The following is a 14,659-nucleotide window of genomic DNA, read 5'->3' on the forward strand; positions in this document are numbered from 1 at the left end:
ATCTCAGCTATAAAACTTTCATATGTTCTTTTAAGACCAAAACCTAGCGATAAAAAATAGACAATGCAATAGCCAAAAAGTCATAGATAAATATGATATCCATCAAAAAAATTGGTATGACCAAAATAAGAAAAGGCATTGATAATATTGTTTTATATGGTTTTATTTTTAATTATTTATGTAATGCAAAAAAGATGGTGAAATTTGTCAGACTTCTTTACCAGTTTTAGTTATTTGTTATATATAACGTAATTAAATTACAATAGTAATTTATAATTTACGCTTAAATTACCGATATCGAAGAGTTTAATGAAAAGATGCCGTCATAAATTGACCACTAAGGAAGGCATAAAATCATATTGAAAACATTATGTTATATTAAATTCAGCGACTACGGCATTAAAACAAACGTTTTAAATTGACGTTGACGTCAACTTGATCAGGTTAATGCAAAAGAGTTATGCCGTGAATACTGTGATTAGATCGTCAACAAAGTTGACGAATTTGGTAAGTACAAAAATTTTTTATAAAAATCGTTAAAAAGCACCGAGATCCTTAAATCCCCTTATCACGGTCAGCACGCATCAGGGACTCTAATTCCGCTTTACCTTCATTGGATATGCGGATCAACGCTTTCAAATCATCCTTATGTTCTGCACCGGCAACGACTTGCGCTTTATCATGCTCCGCAAATATACGTACCCGTTCAGAGGCTTGAACCTGGGACATACCCAGAGTTTGTAGCACACTCTCACTGGCACTTAGCGCAGAGCCAAAGGTTTCACGAAATACCCGAGTCACACCCATATTCATCAATCGATAGGCATGGTTACGGTCACGGGCACGAGCCACAATAGTGACATGCGGGAAATGAGTCTGTACTTGATTGACTATCTCTAGCGAATCATCGACTGAATCAACAGTGATCAGTATTACTCTGGCTTTGGTGAGTCCGGCAGAAAGCAGCATATCCAATCTTTTAGCGTCACCAAAATACACCTCACTGCCGAATTGCCTTACCACATCCACATGACGTGCATCTTTATCTAATGCCACAAACGGGATGCCTGTGGATGCCAATATACGGCCGGTAATTTGCCCCATTCGGCCAAATCCGGCGATGACGACTTCACTTTCACCAGGATCAATAACATCCGCCAAGCGATTATGATCTTCGGCAGGCTTGCCCGTGGCACGAAACGCACGGAGCAAGTAGGGAGTCACCGCCATCGACAGCCCGATCACCAATACCAGGGCCTGGCTTAACTCCTGGGATAATAGTCCTGACAGATGCGCTTGAGATAACAACACAAATGCAAATTCACCACCTTCAGCAAGAATCAAACCTAATGCCACGCTACTGCGCCAAGCATGGCGACGCAGCTTGCCAAGTAGAACCAACACTAATGTCTTAATCGCCAGCATTGCCAGCAATATACCTAACAACAACAACGGTTCTTTTAGCAGTAGGCTGAGATCCATACTCATGCCGACCGCCATAAAGAACAGTCCCAAGAGCAATCCTTTAAATGGATCTATATCGGTTTCCAGCTGATGGCGATAACTGGAGTTGGCCAGCAGAACCCCCGCAAGGAATGCGCCCATGCCCGATGACAAACCTAGCCACGCCATCAAGGCAGCACTTCCCATCACCAATAACAATGAAAAAGCAGTCAGCACTTCGCGAACACCGCTCGCAGCAACCAGTTGCAGCAACCGAGGCAATAAGTACTTGCCCATAAGCAGAAAACCTAATAGTGCAACACAGGTCCAATACCAAGGTACGGCACGATGTCCGGCATCAGCAGCATTGGGGGCAAGGTATGCTGTCAGCAGCAACATGGGAATAACAGCCAAATCCTGCATCAACAGGACGCCAAACGCATCACGACCAACAGGCGTGGTCAGTAAGCGCTGATCGGTCATCAGTTGTACTGCGAATGCTGTCGAGGACAAAGATAATGCCGCGCCGATGATAATCGCTGCAGGCCATGAAAGCCCTACATATGCGGAAAAAATAGCGACTGCGGCCCAGGACAATAATAACTGTCCACTGCCAAGGCCAAAAATGGCGCTGCGAAGTTCCCACAGTTTTCCCGGGCTAAGCTGTAACCCCATCATAAACAGCATTAACACCACCCCAAATTCAGCGAAATGTAACACTGACTGTGGCTCAGACACCACGCCAATGCCTGCGGGGCCTAAGATCACGCCTGCGGCCAGATAAGACAAAATGGGGCCGACCCCAAAACGCTTGCCAAGCGGTACTAATACAACACCCGCTAACAGAAAAAGTAGGGTCGAGATTAATATGTTGTCCTGTTCCATCAGGATTCCTTATGACAGCAAAGTATGGGGTGAGACAGCGGATCAACAGCAATCGCTAACAACAGGTCGCACGCAAATACAGAAATATTTGGCACCAGGTGACGAGCACTAAGATATGTGATTAACGTGGCCAAAGCTGCAATTTCAGTAAAGGCCTTTGGAGAGCTTCAGTATAAGCGCATTGCCAGCGGATAATAAATGCTTAATTAAGGTTTAATGCATTTGGTTCAGTTACTGAACGCCTCGGTCATATTCAGCAAGTCAGGTTGGGTTTCTGGGGCGCCACCAACGGTGTTACCTCCAGTGTCTTTGGCAACGTTCATCGCGTGGTGGGCACGGTTAATCAACGGCTCCAAACTGAGGTCATCTTCAGTTCGGCAACTGACGCCGACACTCGCAGTTGCAGTAAATTGATGACCACTGCGATTGCTGGAGATGTCGGCAATTGCCAGACGGAGTTTGTCGGCCAGGGATAGCGCATCTTTTGCAGTGGCATCAGGCAAAATCACAAGAAACTGCTGCCCACCGTTACGTGCAAAAATAGATTTCCGAGGCAGTAATGGTGACAAAGTTTCCGCAATCCGACAGAGCATCCAATCACCGGTACCAAAGCCAAAACTGTCGTTTATCACTTTGAAATTATCCAGTGCTAACACCAGAACACTGAAATCCCGGTTCTGACTCATTGCCTGAACAAAACTGATATCGCCCATGGATTGAGCTGCAGCTCGGTTATATATCCCCGTCAGAAGGTCGTGACGTGACAGCCTCATATAACGCTGTTTCTGTTGCCAGCCCCAATAGGCAAAACCAGCCAACATGACCATGACAACGCTAAGTAAACTCACGAACATGACCATATTGTTGTGCTCCTTTTCCCGTAGCATTTCACGAGTAAGCAGCAGTTCACGTTCTTTATTTAATAACTTAAGTTCTTGTTCTCGTTCATTAGCACTGAAGTGAGCAGCTTGATAGGCCAACGCTTTTACGCGATTTTCGTCAAACAACTTGCCGCTGATATCCAGATATTGTTGCTGATATGCGAATGCCTTTTCAAACTCCGACTTGCCAGCCGCCACGTCCGCGAGCACCTTTAGCGCTTCACTTCTGGCTTCCATATTACTGCTGTCGTCTTTAGCTTCCAGCACGTTGAGCGCCATGAATTCCGCTTCCTTTTTATCTCCGAGCGCTAAATCAACCTTCGCCAATAAAGCACTGGTACTGATAATTTCAGTCGCGAAATTAAACTTTTGATACTGCGCCAATGAAATGCGGAAATATTTTTGGGCAGTATGATTGTCGCCGAGCATACTGGCGGTATCAGCGAGACCTTTGTTAATCATGGGGACAATTAATGAGTAGCCGTGTTGGGTGCAGTAGCCCAGTCCCTCCTGTAAGCTCTCATTAGCTTGCTTCAACAAGCCCCTTCCGCTTTGAGACATCGCCAGTAAAAAGATCCCATAACAACGTGCCTTGGTATCTTTTTGCTCTTCAGCGAGGTCCAAAATGCGAGAAGCATACAACCCCATTTCATCGTATGCGCCTAACTCATCATACAAATTTGCAATGCGGAAATAGGAATCACGTTTTTCAACCGGATCGTCGACTTTTTCAAGTAATGCTAAATTGCGCCCCATCACGATCAACGCATCCCGATACCGCCGCAAGCCAATGAGACAAACAGCACGATAATTGTATATCTGACTTAAATATCGGGGAGCACTTATCTTGGCTTCTGCTTTATCAAGATATGCCAGTGCATCATCAAACTTACCGCTGAAAATCTTGCTGATGGCGGAGGAAATTAATAATCGAGTGGCTTGTTCTGAGGTAAAGGAGCCAATACGCGGCGTCAATAAATCAATTTGCTTTTGTGCAGCAGTGACGTCAGTTTTTTGTATCTGCTCTAATTTTCCGAGCTCGATATCGATGTTATCGATCGGGGCGGCCGACAGCCTACCGCCCCCCATGAGCAGTAAAAGACAGAAAACTAAACCTAATCGCGGTCTATAGTTTATTACCATGATTCACTAACAGAAACGGGATCGTATCATCACCGACTAAAGCCTTTAATGCTGAACTATCTTGATTCATCACTGCGTCCGCATAGATACCCTGGAGGCCACTTTGAGCCAACACCGCATTGGGGTTCGCATAATACGCTTGACGAAAACACGCGTCTTCACCCATCTTCGTTAAAAAACTCTGTAGCGCTTCCATAACACCTCCTTATGTGTGACTAACCTAAATCTTTCGGCGTTAACCCCAACTGCTTAAGAACCCGGAGATTATACTGCAATGCCCGCGATGGCGGGATAACCAGTGTGGTAATGGCATTGAGTGATGCTTCGGGCAAATCCTTTAAATCAATCCATTCGGCTCGGCAATTTCCAATCGGCAAGTTAGTCGCTTCATATAAACAAACTTGATGGTCATCGGGATACCATTGCCTTAACAAATCGACCAATACCTTAAGCCGCGCTTGGGTTGTCGCAAAACCGGTAAGTGTGTGTTCACCCGCTAGTGCGATTTGCCACAGTAAAACATAACCGGAATTGTCCAGATGATGTTCAAAAAACATAAGCTGACTTGCTTCAAGACTTTGACAGCCATAATTTCCTGGGTCAATGCCTAAATCTGCCCATAAACAATCTTCTGCAGATATACCCGGTTCCATTGAGGCACTATACCCCTCATTTTTTGCCCGACTGATGGCCATATGAGGAACACAAGCAAACACCCCCGGATGCCCATAAAATACTCCCACCACCCTTTCCCCGGCACGAACGGAAGACATTATCGCGTCTGTCATCTGTTCATAGGTGATACGGCGGTTTTTAATTTCACCCTTTTTGGCATAGAACTGCTGTAGATCTGTAATATTGGGGTTTAGACTTTCTAACCAGCGTTGCCCATAGGCATCGGGCATTAATGAAAACACCTGCTGAGCGCCTTCAATATAGCTTTTCCCAATAACGGTCACCTGCCCAGCCAATTGCAGACCAGTGCCCACGCAAACTAGACTTCCCTTTTTCATCAACGTTTTAACATTTCCTTGTCTTTCTGGCATTTTTACAAGATTTTCACCATTCTGGTGACTATTGCAGGCGTTTGCAATAATAGATAGGGATAGCCATAACACTTACAAAGATTTGTAAGAGAATCTTCATTCAACAAGTCACTGACTTGTAAAAAATGATCACAATAGAACTAATACAAAATCCATCTGTCCAACTTGCGACAGAACAACGATAATCCTTGTGTTTAATATTGGGGCTTGGTTATTATGGCCCGCAGTTTTTCAGGAAGCAGCAATCCAGATGTCGATTAAAAACCAAAGTCTTACCCTTTTAGGCGCGGTTGCGCTCTCATTATCACTCAACGCCTGCAGCGTAATGGACTGGTTAGTGTACAAGCCCGATATTCCACAGGGTAACTACATGGAACCACAACAGGTTGAAAAATTGCGTGTCGATATGACCAAAGCTCAGGTTGAGTATGTTCTTGGTCGTCCGGTATTGCGTGACAGCTTTGCTGATAACACTTGGTATTATGTCTACCATTACAAAAGCGGTCGCGACGCCAGCGTGGTACATAAAGAACTCATCGCCCATTTCAACGGTGACAAGCTGGCCTCAGTAACCGGCGATTACGAGATAAGTAAAGACTTCAATACACCTTTGGATGAAACAACGCTGCTCGAAAACCACAGCCCAGATATGCTGCCACAGGTCCCGGCTCAGCGACCAGAAGCGAAGCCATTAGTGGAAGAAAATAATCCTGCTAAAACTAATGAGACAAAAACCGAACAAAGTACGCCGAATAATCGGGAGTAATGTTTGAGTAAAAAAAAGCGCCATTAGGCGCTTTTTTTACACTTAGCTGATTTTCGCACCGGTGGTCTTGTTAATACGACCTTCTTCTTTGGCCTTTTCAGCTCTTTTGCGCCGGACATCTTTTGGATCTGCAATCAGTGGCCGATATATTTCCACTCGCTGCCCTGGCTGCAGCTCATCATCAGGCTTCATCTGATGACTAAAACATCCCAGTTTAATATTTGCCAAATCTATCTCAGGAAAAAACTCGCAAATGCGGCTTTTGTTAACCGCATCTAAAAAGGTTGTACCTGGAAGTACCGACACAGCAATGACTTTCTGCTGATCAGGCAATGCATAAATTACCTCAACGGTAAATGCAGCGTCATTTGCCACCATACACCTCCTTCGCTCTGGAAGTAAAAGCCGTCACCATCGATGCAACCAACTCTCTAAACACCCGGCCAAATGCCATGCCCACGATGCTGTTGGAAAACTCGAACTCCAACTCGAACTCCACTTTACAAGCATCTTCAGCCAGTGCTGTAAATTTCCAGCTACCATACAGGTGCTTAAAAGGGCCATTTTCCAAACGCAATTCAATGCTTTTACCGGCAACCACCTGGTTTCGAGTGGTAAATGTTTTACTGATCCCAGCCTTGCTGATATCCACTGAAGCCACCATAGTTTTGCCATCAAACTCCAGCACCTTACCACCGACACAGCCCGGCAAAAACTCCTTATATGACTCAACATCATTCACCAAATCATACATCTGCTGGGCGCTGTAACGTACCAGAATATTTCGAGAAACGTGCGACATCCGTTTTTTCAGTCTCCGCATAGGCGAGAAAATCAGCCCTGGATTTTAACACGCCAGAGATAAAACGCACCTTTACTAAAAATGATGTGGAGCTTGCCGCATAAAAAATACACATACAGCTAACGGAGTATTTGAATCGCTTTAAAATAATGCGTTTGGCCAATTCCAAATTAGCAGTGGCTGCGTATAATAGCGGGCCTATGGCTAAGAAGAACGCAAAAAGCAAAGGCGCACAGCCGGCGACCATCGCCCGCAACAAACGCGCCACCTTTGAATTCCGTTTCGACGAAAAGATCGAAGCGGGTCTTTCGCTTATGGGGTGGGAAGTAAAAGCAATCCGTGCCGGAAAAATCAATCTGTCAGAAAGCTTTGTGCAGATGAAAAATGGTGAAGCCTTCCTGCACAACTGTACGATCACCCCGCTGAATACTGCATCTACTCACGTTATCTGTGACCCAACACGCCCACGTAAGCTGTTACTTAATCGTCGAGAACTCGACAGACTGGCAGGGCAAGTAGAACGGCAAGGTTACGCTATCGTGCCCATCTCCATGTATTGGCGCAAAGGTGCCTGGGTAAAAGTGGAAATCGGTCTGGGTAAAGGTAAGAAAGCCCATGACAAACGCGAAGACATTAAACAGCGTGACTGGGCTATTGAAAAAGCCCGAATGATGAAAAAATAATGTATGGTTTATCCGTAAGTTGCTCGAATAACCAGCAAACAGTTGTAGCCTTATCCTTGAAAACTTGGTGAACAATCCCAATAAAGGTTACAATTGATAATATCTTGGGGGCGATTCTGGATTCGACGGGATTCGCGAAACTCCGGGAGCATGCCGAGGGGCGGTTGGCCTCGTTAAAAGCCGCAAAGTTATAGTTGCAAACGACGATAACTACGCTCTAGCCGCTTAATGCCGCTAGCCATCTACCACAGGTCTCGCACATGGGCAGTGGATTTGATGGTCACCTTACATCGTGCTAGCGAGGGAACCTTGTTTGGGGGTGAACCGCGAAACAGTACCAAACTCACCGTTTGAAATCCTGTCTTTCGGAGTTTAACCGGTTAAATAAAAGAGAGACTAAGCATGTAGGGCCCTGAATGTAGGTGTTCCGGACGCGGGTTCAAGTCCCGCCGCCTCCACCACTTGAAAGAACGAAGACGTCCACGGACGTCTTTTTTCTTGCCTAAAATAAGCTAAAATCAATAAGTTATACGACTTTACTCATTTTTTAACGTTCATTGTTATCCGAAAACATCCGCTTGCGATAGATACAATACAAGTTACACTGATCGAAATTCACTCAGATTGGTGTACCAAATATGGCAAGAAGTACTAAACAACTCAGTGATACGGAGATCCGAGCAGCAAAACCTAAAGACAAGGAATATAACTTGTTTGATGGGCTAGGTTTACGCTTGAGGATAAAGCCAAACGGCTCAAAGCTCTGGTTATTGAACTACACGCGACCCACCAATAAAAAGCGCGCTAACCTCAGTCTAGGTAGCTATCCCGCAATCTCTTTAGCCAAGGCTAGGGCTTTAGTACTTGATGCCCGTGCCTTATTGGCGGAAAACATAGACCCTAAGCTTCACAGAGAACAAGCCGCCGCCGCTGAAGCGGCTCTCAAAGTTAATACCTTTGAAAAGGTGGCCAGTGATTGGTTTGAAATAAAGCGCGACAGCATCACATCTGATCATGCTGCTAAAACCTGGAGTTCTCTCCAACTACACATACTCCCCTATCTAGGCAGCACACCTATTGGTCAAGTGACAGCCCCCATGGTGATCAGTATTTTCCGCCCTATTGAAGCTAAAGGCTCTCTTGAAACAGTTAAACGGCTATCGCAACGGATCAACGAAATTATGGTCTATGCAGTCAACACTGGTTTGATCCACGCGAACCCACTTTCTGGCATTAAAGCAGCCTTCAAGAAGCCCAAGAAGCAACACATGGCCGCTATGGTTCCATCGGAATTACCAGAGCTAATGCAATCACTTGCATATGCCAGCATTCGAAGAACCACCCGTTTTTTAATCGAATGGCAACTACACACAATGACCAGGCCAAATGAAGCCGCTGCAGCACGCTGGGATGAAATTAATTTTGATGACCGAATTTGGGTTATACCCGCAGAACGTATGAAGATGAAGAAGGAACACATCATCCCTCTTTCAAATGAAAGTCTATCGATTCTCAATAACTTAAAGCAAATCAGTGGTAATCGTGAATATCTATTCCCTGCTGACAGAGATCCTAAGAAGCATTGCAATGAACAAACTGCTAATGCAGCTCTTAAACGAATGGGATTACAAGATCGAACGACAGCCCATGGGTTACGTTCATTAGCCAGTACCACATTAAATGAACAGGGTTTTGATTTTGATGTCGTCGAAGCCGCGTTAGCACACACTGATCGGAATCAGGTGCGCAGTGCATATAACCGCGCGACATATCTCGAACGCCGACGAGAAATGATGAATTGGTGGAGCAAACATATTGTTCAAGCTTCGGTATCTAACGCCAGCTTGGCAACATCGTTGGAGATACTGTAATGAATAGACTATTGCTAAGGAAAACCAACATTCTCCCTGATGATCGACAAACATTGCATAAATACGGCTTTAGCGATCCCGAAATTGACAGACTACGTGCTTGGGTAATGTCTAATCCATGGGAAATAAACGAGGTTAATGAAGCCAGACAAAAAATCGACGAAATTAAAACACATATAGCTGAGATAAAGGAAAAATTGGCAGAGATCACAGCAACTACCCCTTCTCTCACGTTGGAATTGAATCATTTATGTAAACAATTCCACGAATCGCCACGCCCATCGATTACTGAAGGTTTTCCTTTCCTAGAAGCCGAACAGCAACCTAATGCAATAGACGCTCAACATCAGCTAGAGGATGAATTTGCCATGTTAGAGCAATGCATTGACAGTTATCTAACAAATTGTGACAGCGCAACGTTGTTATCATTTCATAACATCACTATGGAAATAAAAGAAACGACAGGGAAAGAACGCTTAATCACTGGCCTACGTAATATTTGGTCCCAAAAACATCCTGAAGACACTGCAATAACAGGAAATAAATTCCTCAATTTTTTAGCGATCTTATTCATGAGTTCTGACAACAAGCACGCTAAAGCAGCAAGTCCAGATGCCGTGAAACAATGGTGTATAAATCTAAGAAAATCAGATTTTAAGTCAGGGAAAAGACTATGTTTTCCTTTGAATATCTATATCGAGGAAGATGGCACAGAAACGTACTTAGACTCCCCGCCCACAATTCCAGAATAGCCGCAAGTATAAAACAGCAAATTTTAACTGTAGTTTTATACCTGACATAGTCTGAGCATTTGGCATGATGACTCCGAAGTAATTCAGAAGTGACTTTTAATGAGTTATTTCGTTTTAAAAAATTCAGTGGAGAATTATATCATGTTAGAAAATAGTATGCGTGTCGTCCGCAAACCTGAGGTTAAAAACTTGCTTGGTATAAGCCACAGCACTCTACACGAACGAATCAACGAAGGCTTATTGCCAAAGCCATTTCGTTTATCAGGCAGAGCTGTAGGCTGGTACGAGTATGAAATCCAATACATTCTGTCAGCACTAGCAGCAGAGGTGTCAGACAGTGCGTTAGCTGATGTTGTAAATACACTAATTAAAAAACGTAAGGAGGCTTGGGCTTCGTTAAGACAATAAAAAAGTATTTCGTCATACAGCAATCTTGGGGCAACAGGGAAACCCCAGGATGCTGTGAAATAAACGCCATCAAATCCTATCGAACATTTACGCACATTAACAACGATTTCAAACGGTTTTTTACCCACTATTTTGAAACTGCAATTAGTCGGAAAGCGGCAAGACGCCTATGGCTGGCAACAACACTAAATAAGATTTAGCGGGGGATATTAATAATATCTCCTTAAGAATAACCAACTCTTTATGGAGGAAGATGCATATGGAATATCAAGAATGGCTGTGTCAAACGCTGATTTCTACTGCTACGAAGGAAAAGAATGGAAGGTGAATAACCTACCATCCGGTTGTGATCTTGACATACTTGATGCGATGTTCAATCTGGTATTTGCCTACCAAAGCTATCATTACCGAATGCTGGCTATTCGCTATGATTTACACCAACCAAAGTACGTAGAAGATAATAAACGAATGACCGTTTTTTTTAGGCGACTGAATAAGCGTCTTAGCTCAAAATACAAAGGCATTGACATGAAATACCTATGGGTTAGAGAGCAAGCGAAAGTTGATGCCCCCCACTACCATATCTTGCTACTGCTCAATGGCCAAAAAGTTAACTACCCTGAAAATATTTCAAAAATTTGCAACGATATCTGGAGCGATATGGGCGGTATGCTCTATTACCCAGAAAACCTTTATTACGACATTAGCAGAGGAAATACTAATCAAGTGGGACGGTTGCTGTATCGAGTAAGCTATTTGGCCAAGGGAAAGGATAAAGATAAACGACCAGTTCAAACAGGGTAAGAGCATGAATGCTTAAATATCACCCAACGTCTTTAAACCTGCTGTTAGTACCTGCTCCAGATAATCAGTGCTACCGTGTGCACGCTTCTGTTTGCGTGGAATACTGATTTTTCGAGTTGTTTCCGCTTGGAGCATATTCAATGCTATCTTCCTTGCTCCGGACAATACCTCCGCCGCATTGCCTCTATATATTTGGCATTGGTCTTCCTTCATCGACGCGTCCAGCACCCAATGCAGGCTATTTTCAACCGCCCAGTGGCTGCGTACCGCATTGGCAAAACGGGCCTTGCTCAGTTTGGCTGAACTGATGTAATAACGGTACTCAAGGGATTCATTACCGCTTTTCGTTCGACGATAGCTCAGCGCAACACCGATACTTTTAAGCCCTTTCCATTCTGGGAAGGCGTCGGCTAAGCTGCCTGCGTCCATAACACAATAGGCTCTGGCTTCGTTACGTCCGTGCTGCTTCTCTAAGCAAAGCACTTCTTCGTTAATCTCGCTGGAAAGAACTTTACGAACGGCATCGTGCAGCGCTTTTTGATTACCTTTTACGGCAAGCAAATAATCACCACCGCGCTCAATAATTTGTTCAGCGATATCTGTCTGACATCCCATAGCATCTATCGATATCAGACAACCTTTAATATCCAACAGCGCCAGTAATGCGGGAATGGCGGTAATTTCATTGGACTTACTTTCGGTTTTAACTTGCCCAAGCACGACATTATTTTCTGTTGCGAAGGCATTTACCATGTGGATGGCTGACAGTCTATTCTGGCGATTATATGAACCACATAGCCGTTTACCATCTATCGCAATAAGCTGACCTTCAGATAACTCCACAACAGACTTCATCCAGTCGATAAAGCAATGCTGAAACTGATCGCTATCTATTCTCGATACGACTCGAGCAATAGTGTCATGAACAGGTAACCCATTCTTAAACAGGCCTTTTTCGATAAACCAGTTAAAGTGCAGATCGCCAAAATCTTCGATATCTTCCCAGCCTTGTGCTCCAGCTATTGAGGCACAAACCACGAGGAATAAAATATCAGTGAATAGGTGCTCGACTTTGGCTGACTGACGAGGGTCTTCTAAGGTACTAAAGAACTGTTGAAATGCACCGGAGTTCATAGGGCTCTCCACAAAAGAGAGTATAAGATCACAGCCAGTATGAACCGTCCAGCCCTTTGGGAGAATGTCAGTCTAATAGCTCAAATTATGTTCGTGATCTTGCCCTGCCAGTTCAAACTAAAAGATTTGGCTGTTCGCGATTAACACCCAAAGTCAAACAAGATGGCTAGCACATGTCAGCCATAGCTGACTATGCATATATAAAATTCAATCACTAAATTCGAAGGCTTTCCAAAAGGCTTTCCAAAAGGCTTTCAGCCCGATGCTAACAACAGAGTGATACAGTGAAATCAATGAACGTTAACTTCTGGAATTCCGCTATGATGAGGCTAAATCATACATGATTGTCTAACTATAATTTGCCCCTTAATGAGTTAACAGCTTAACTCTAGGCTAACTCTAGCATCGCAACGTTGAACAAATTTTAGCAATGACACAGAATGTCTACAGGGCTCAGACTTTGCCATTAAGGATATCATCTTTCCAACTCAACAAGTAGATTATGCGACAAAGGCCAAGGGATCCCGAATTGCTTACAAAGGGGGCGAACCTCTTTTTCAATCCGTTCTAAATTACGTTTTACTTCGGTTATTACCCTAGCGTTTTGATGAGATACTTCAATTAATTTTTCTTGCTCCATTTTTTCTTGTCTTAATTTTAATTTTTCTTCATCTAATCGTTGCTGTTCTTCTTTATAAATACTGATTTTTCCTTCATAGTTACCAAGTTCAGATTTGACCTTAGCAACCTGTTTCTCATACGCGTTTATCACATCTTTCAATGTGTCACGATTTTCTTCTAATAGGCTCAATTCATTTTCATGCTTACTTAATTCCTCTAGAAATATTTGCTTTCGATATTCTTCGTTGCCTAAGAACAGTTCATGTCTACACTCGGCAACTCTTTCATTTACGTAATGTTGGTTCTTTAGAAGAATTTCATCTTTTTCTATTTTTAAAGCTTGTATCTGGCTTGTCAGGTTGAGGATGTTCAGCTGAATCCTCTCGATTTCCTGATTTTTATAGCTGTACTCTCGTTCAAAATTTCTGAGGAATGTTTCCCTGCCAGCAATAGTTTCATTTATCTCTTTTAGAACAGATTTTTTGCGCTTTAATTCTTCGCCGGTTTCTCTGAGAACATTTTTTAATTGCTCGCGTTCGTGAGCATGATATTTCTCAGCGATTTCACCTGAAGGGCCAATTGATAACCACTCAAAAGGCATTGTCATCAAATGATTGGATATCAGTTCATCAGAGATGACGCTTTCTTCGCCTAAATAGCTGTGCACATCATCAAATCTGATTTCTATAGATGTAACGTTCATGCGACGATAGTCGTATCTTTTTTGAGCATCAACTTCATGTGTGACTCTGACTTCAAAAATGATTCGTTCACCGCTTTGAGTTATTCCAATAACGTCTGGTATGCGTTTGGTTTGCCTTAATGGTTCTTCCAACATAACTTCTTCAAAATACAGCTGTATTTCTTGAGGTTCGTGATACCCAATAGGTAGCTTTATGGCTTTTGTTTTAAAAAGATATTCTTTAACTCGAAAATGAAGTTCTGTTTCACCGGTCCAGCTACAATTTAGAGCATTTTGGTCATTTGGATGATGGGCAAAATGGTATGCTCGAACCCCATTAATCTTCTTTTTAGCAATGAGCTGACTACCGCAATCTAAACATATGCAATCACAAGCTTTGCCACTCGCAACAAAATCATCGTTAATCGATACGATCTTATTAGAGATGTGCCTAGCATATGTCATTTTGACTTGTGGCGATGTTTTCATTTGCACTCCGTTTGCATTTCAACAAAATCCTTAAAGTTGAGCCCCTTTTCCAAGGTGTATAAGACACATATACTCCTTCGCTGTCATAGACCTAATTCCTGGTCAAGTAGTTACAATTTTATCTAAACAAATAAATTGGATAGAAGTAACGTATGCTTATAAGAATGGTGATTCATCAATATCATGTTGGGTATTTACAAGATATACCGCAAAATTCATAAGTGAATCTAACAAAGTATTACCGAAAGT

At 43.3% G+C, this 14,659-nt stretch carries 14 protein-coding genes and 1 other RNA gene; 7 read left to right on the plus strand and 8 right to left on the minus strand.

Features of this window, described 5'->3' with window-relative positions; all coding sequences use genetic code 11:
• Positions 1-555: 555 nt before the first annotated feature.
• The 4 genes from KDN34_RS10950 to KDN34_RS10965 all read right to left on the minus strand — a co-directional run bounded on the left by KDN34_RS10950 (position 556) and on the right by KDN34_RS10965 (position 5,365).
• On the minus strand, positions 556-2,328 hold the full coding sequence (locus tag KDN34_RS10950; RefSeq protein ID WP_212593821.1) for a monovalent cation:proton antiporter-2 (CPA2) family protein: 1,773 nt from the start codon (positions 2,326-2,328) through the stop codon (positions 556-558).
• Positions 2,329-2,555: 227 nt separating this feature from the next.
• Positions 2,556-4,298, minus strand: a complete 1,743-nt coding sequence (locus KDN34_RS10955) for a GGDEF domain-containing protein (RefSeq protein ID WP_212593822.1) — start codon at positions 4,296-4,298, stop codon at positions 2,556-2,558.
• Between the two features lie 37 nt (positions 4,299-4,335).
• On the minus strand, positions 4,336-4,548 hold the full coding sequence (locus KDN34_RS10960) for a hypothetical protein (protein ID WP_212593823.1): 213 nt from the start codon (positions 4,546-4,548) through the stop codon (positions 4,336-4,338).
• A gap of 19 nt (positions 4,549-4,567) precedes the next feature.
• Complete coding sequence (locus KDN34_RS10965; protein ID WP_228730317.1) at positions 4,568-5,365, minus strand: SAM-dependent methyltransferase; 798 nt, start codon at positions 5,363-5,365, stop codon at positions 4,568-4,570.
• Between the two features lie 283 nt (positions 5,366-5,648).
• Between KDN34_RS10965 and KDN34_RS10970 the strand changes: the two genes are divergently transcribed.
• The gene (locus KDN34_RS10970; RefSeq protein ID WP_212593825.1) at positions 5,649-6,164 is read left to right on the plus strand and encodes an outer membrane protein assembly factor BamE; all 516 of its coding nucleotides are present in this window, start codon (positions 5,649-5,651) and stop codon (positions 6,162-6,164) included.
• A gap of 42 nt (positions 6,165-6,206) precedes the next feature.
• Here KDN34_RS10970 and KDN34_RS10975 read toward each other — a convergent pair whose 3' ends face one another.
• Both KDN34_RS10975 and KDN34_RS10980 read right to left on the minus strand, forming a co-directional pair.
• Positions 6,207-6,539 (minus strand): RnfH family protein, encoded by a 333-nt coding sequence (locus KDN34_RS10975; RefSeq protein WP_212596621.1) that lies wholly within the window; start codon positions 6,537-6,539, stop codon positions 6,207-6,209.
• Positions 6,529-6,966, minus strand: a complete 438-nt coding sequence (locus KDN34_RS10980; protein ID WP_212593826.1) for an SRPBCC family protein — start codon at positions 6,964-6,966, stop codon at positions 6,529-6,531. Before KDN34_RS10980 ends, KDN34_RS10975 begins: the two co-directional genes overlap by 11 nt.
• A gap of 200 nt (positions 6,967-7,166) precedes the next feature.
• Here KDN34_RS10980 and smpB point away from each other — a divergent pair, with 200 nt between their 5' ends.
• The 6 genes from smpB to KDN34_RS11010 all read left to right on the plus strand — a co-directional run bounded on the left by smpB (position 7,167) and on the right by KDN34_RS11010 (position 11,484).
• The gene (smpB, locus tag KDN34_RS10985; protein ID WP_212593827.1) at positions 7,167-7,649 is read left to right on the plus strand and encodes an SsrA-binding protein SmpB; all 483 of its coding nucleotides are present in this window, start codon (positions 7,167-7,169) and stop codon (positions 7,647-7,649) included.
• 106 nt (positions 7,650-7,755) lie between these two features.
• Positions 7,756-8,110, plus strand: a transfer-messenger RNA (tmRNA) gene (ssrA, locus tag KDN34_RS10990).
• Between the two features lie 177 nt (positions 8,111-8,287).
• The gene (locus KDN34_RS10995) at positions 8,288-9,520 is read left to right on the plus strand and encodes an integrase domain-containing protein (RefSeq protein WP_212593828.1); all 1,233 of its coding nucleotides are present in this window, start codon (positions 8,288-8,290) and stop codon (positions 9,518-9,520) included.
• A complete protein-coding gene (locus KDN34_RS11000) occupies positions 9,520-10,272 on the plus strand; it encodes a hypothetical protein (protein WP_212593829.1) in 753 nt (250 codons plus the stop codon). Before KDN34_RS10995 ends, KDN34_RS11000 begins: the two co-directional genes overlap by 1 nt.
• Positions 10,273-10,371: 99 nt before the next feature.
• Positions 10,372-10,680: a helix-turn-helix transcriptional regulator gene (locus KDN34_RS11005; RefSeq protein WP_212593830.1), complete on the plus strand. Its 309-nt coding sequence runs from the start codon at positions 10,372-10,374 to the stop codon at positions 10,678-10,680.
• 243 nt (positions 10,681-10,923) lie between these two features.
• Positions 10,924-11,484: a YagK/YfjJ domain-containing protein gene (locus KDN34_RS11010; protein WP_212593831.1), complete on the plus strand. Its 561-nt coding sequence runs from the start codon at positions 10,924-10,926 to the stop codon at positions 11,482-11,484.
• Between the two features lie 12 nt (positions 11,485-11,496).
• Here KDN34_RS11010 and KDN34_RS11015 read toward each other — a convergent pair whose 3' ends face one another.
• A complete protein-coding gene (locus KDN34_RS11015; RefSeq protein ID WP_212593832.1) occupies positions 11,497-12,618 on the minus strand; it encodes an ISAs1 family transposase in 1,122 nt (373 codons plus the stop codon).
• A gap of 475 nt (positions 12,619-13,093) precedes the next feature.
• Positions 13,094-14,410, minus strand: a complete 1,317-nt coding sequence (locus tag KDN34_RS11020; protein WP_212593833.1) for a coiled-coil domain-containing protein — start codon at positions 14,408-14,410, stop codon at positions 13,094-13,096.
• Positions 14,411-14,659: the final 249 nt, after the last annotated feature.

The sequence above is a fragment of the Shewanella yunxiaonensis genome (assembly GCF_018223345.1).
Lineage (GTDB): Bacteria > Pseudomonadota > Gammaproteobacteria > Enterobacterales > Shewanellaceae > Shewanella > Shewanella yunxiaonensis.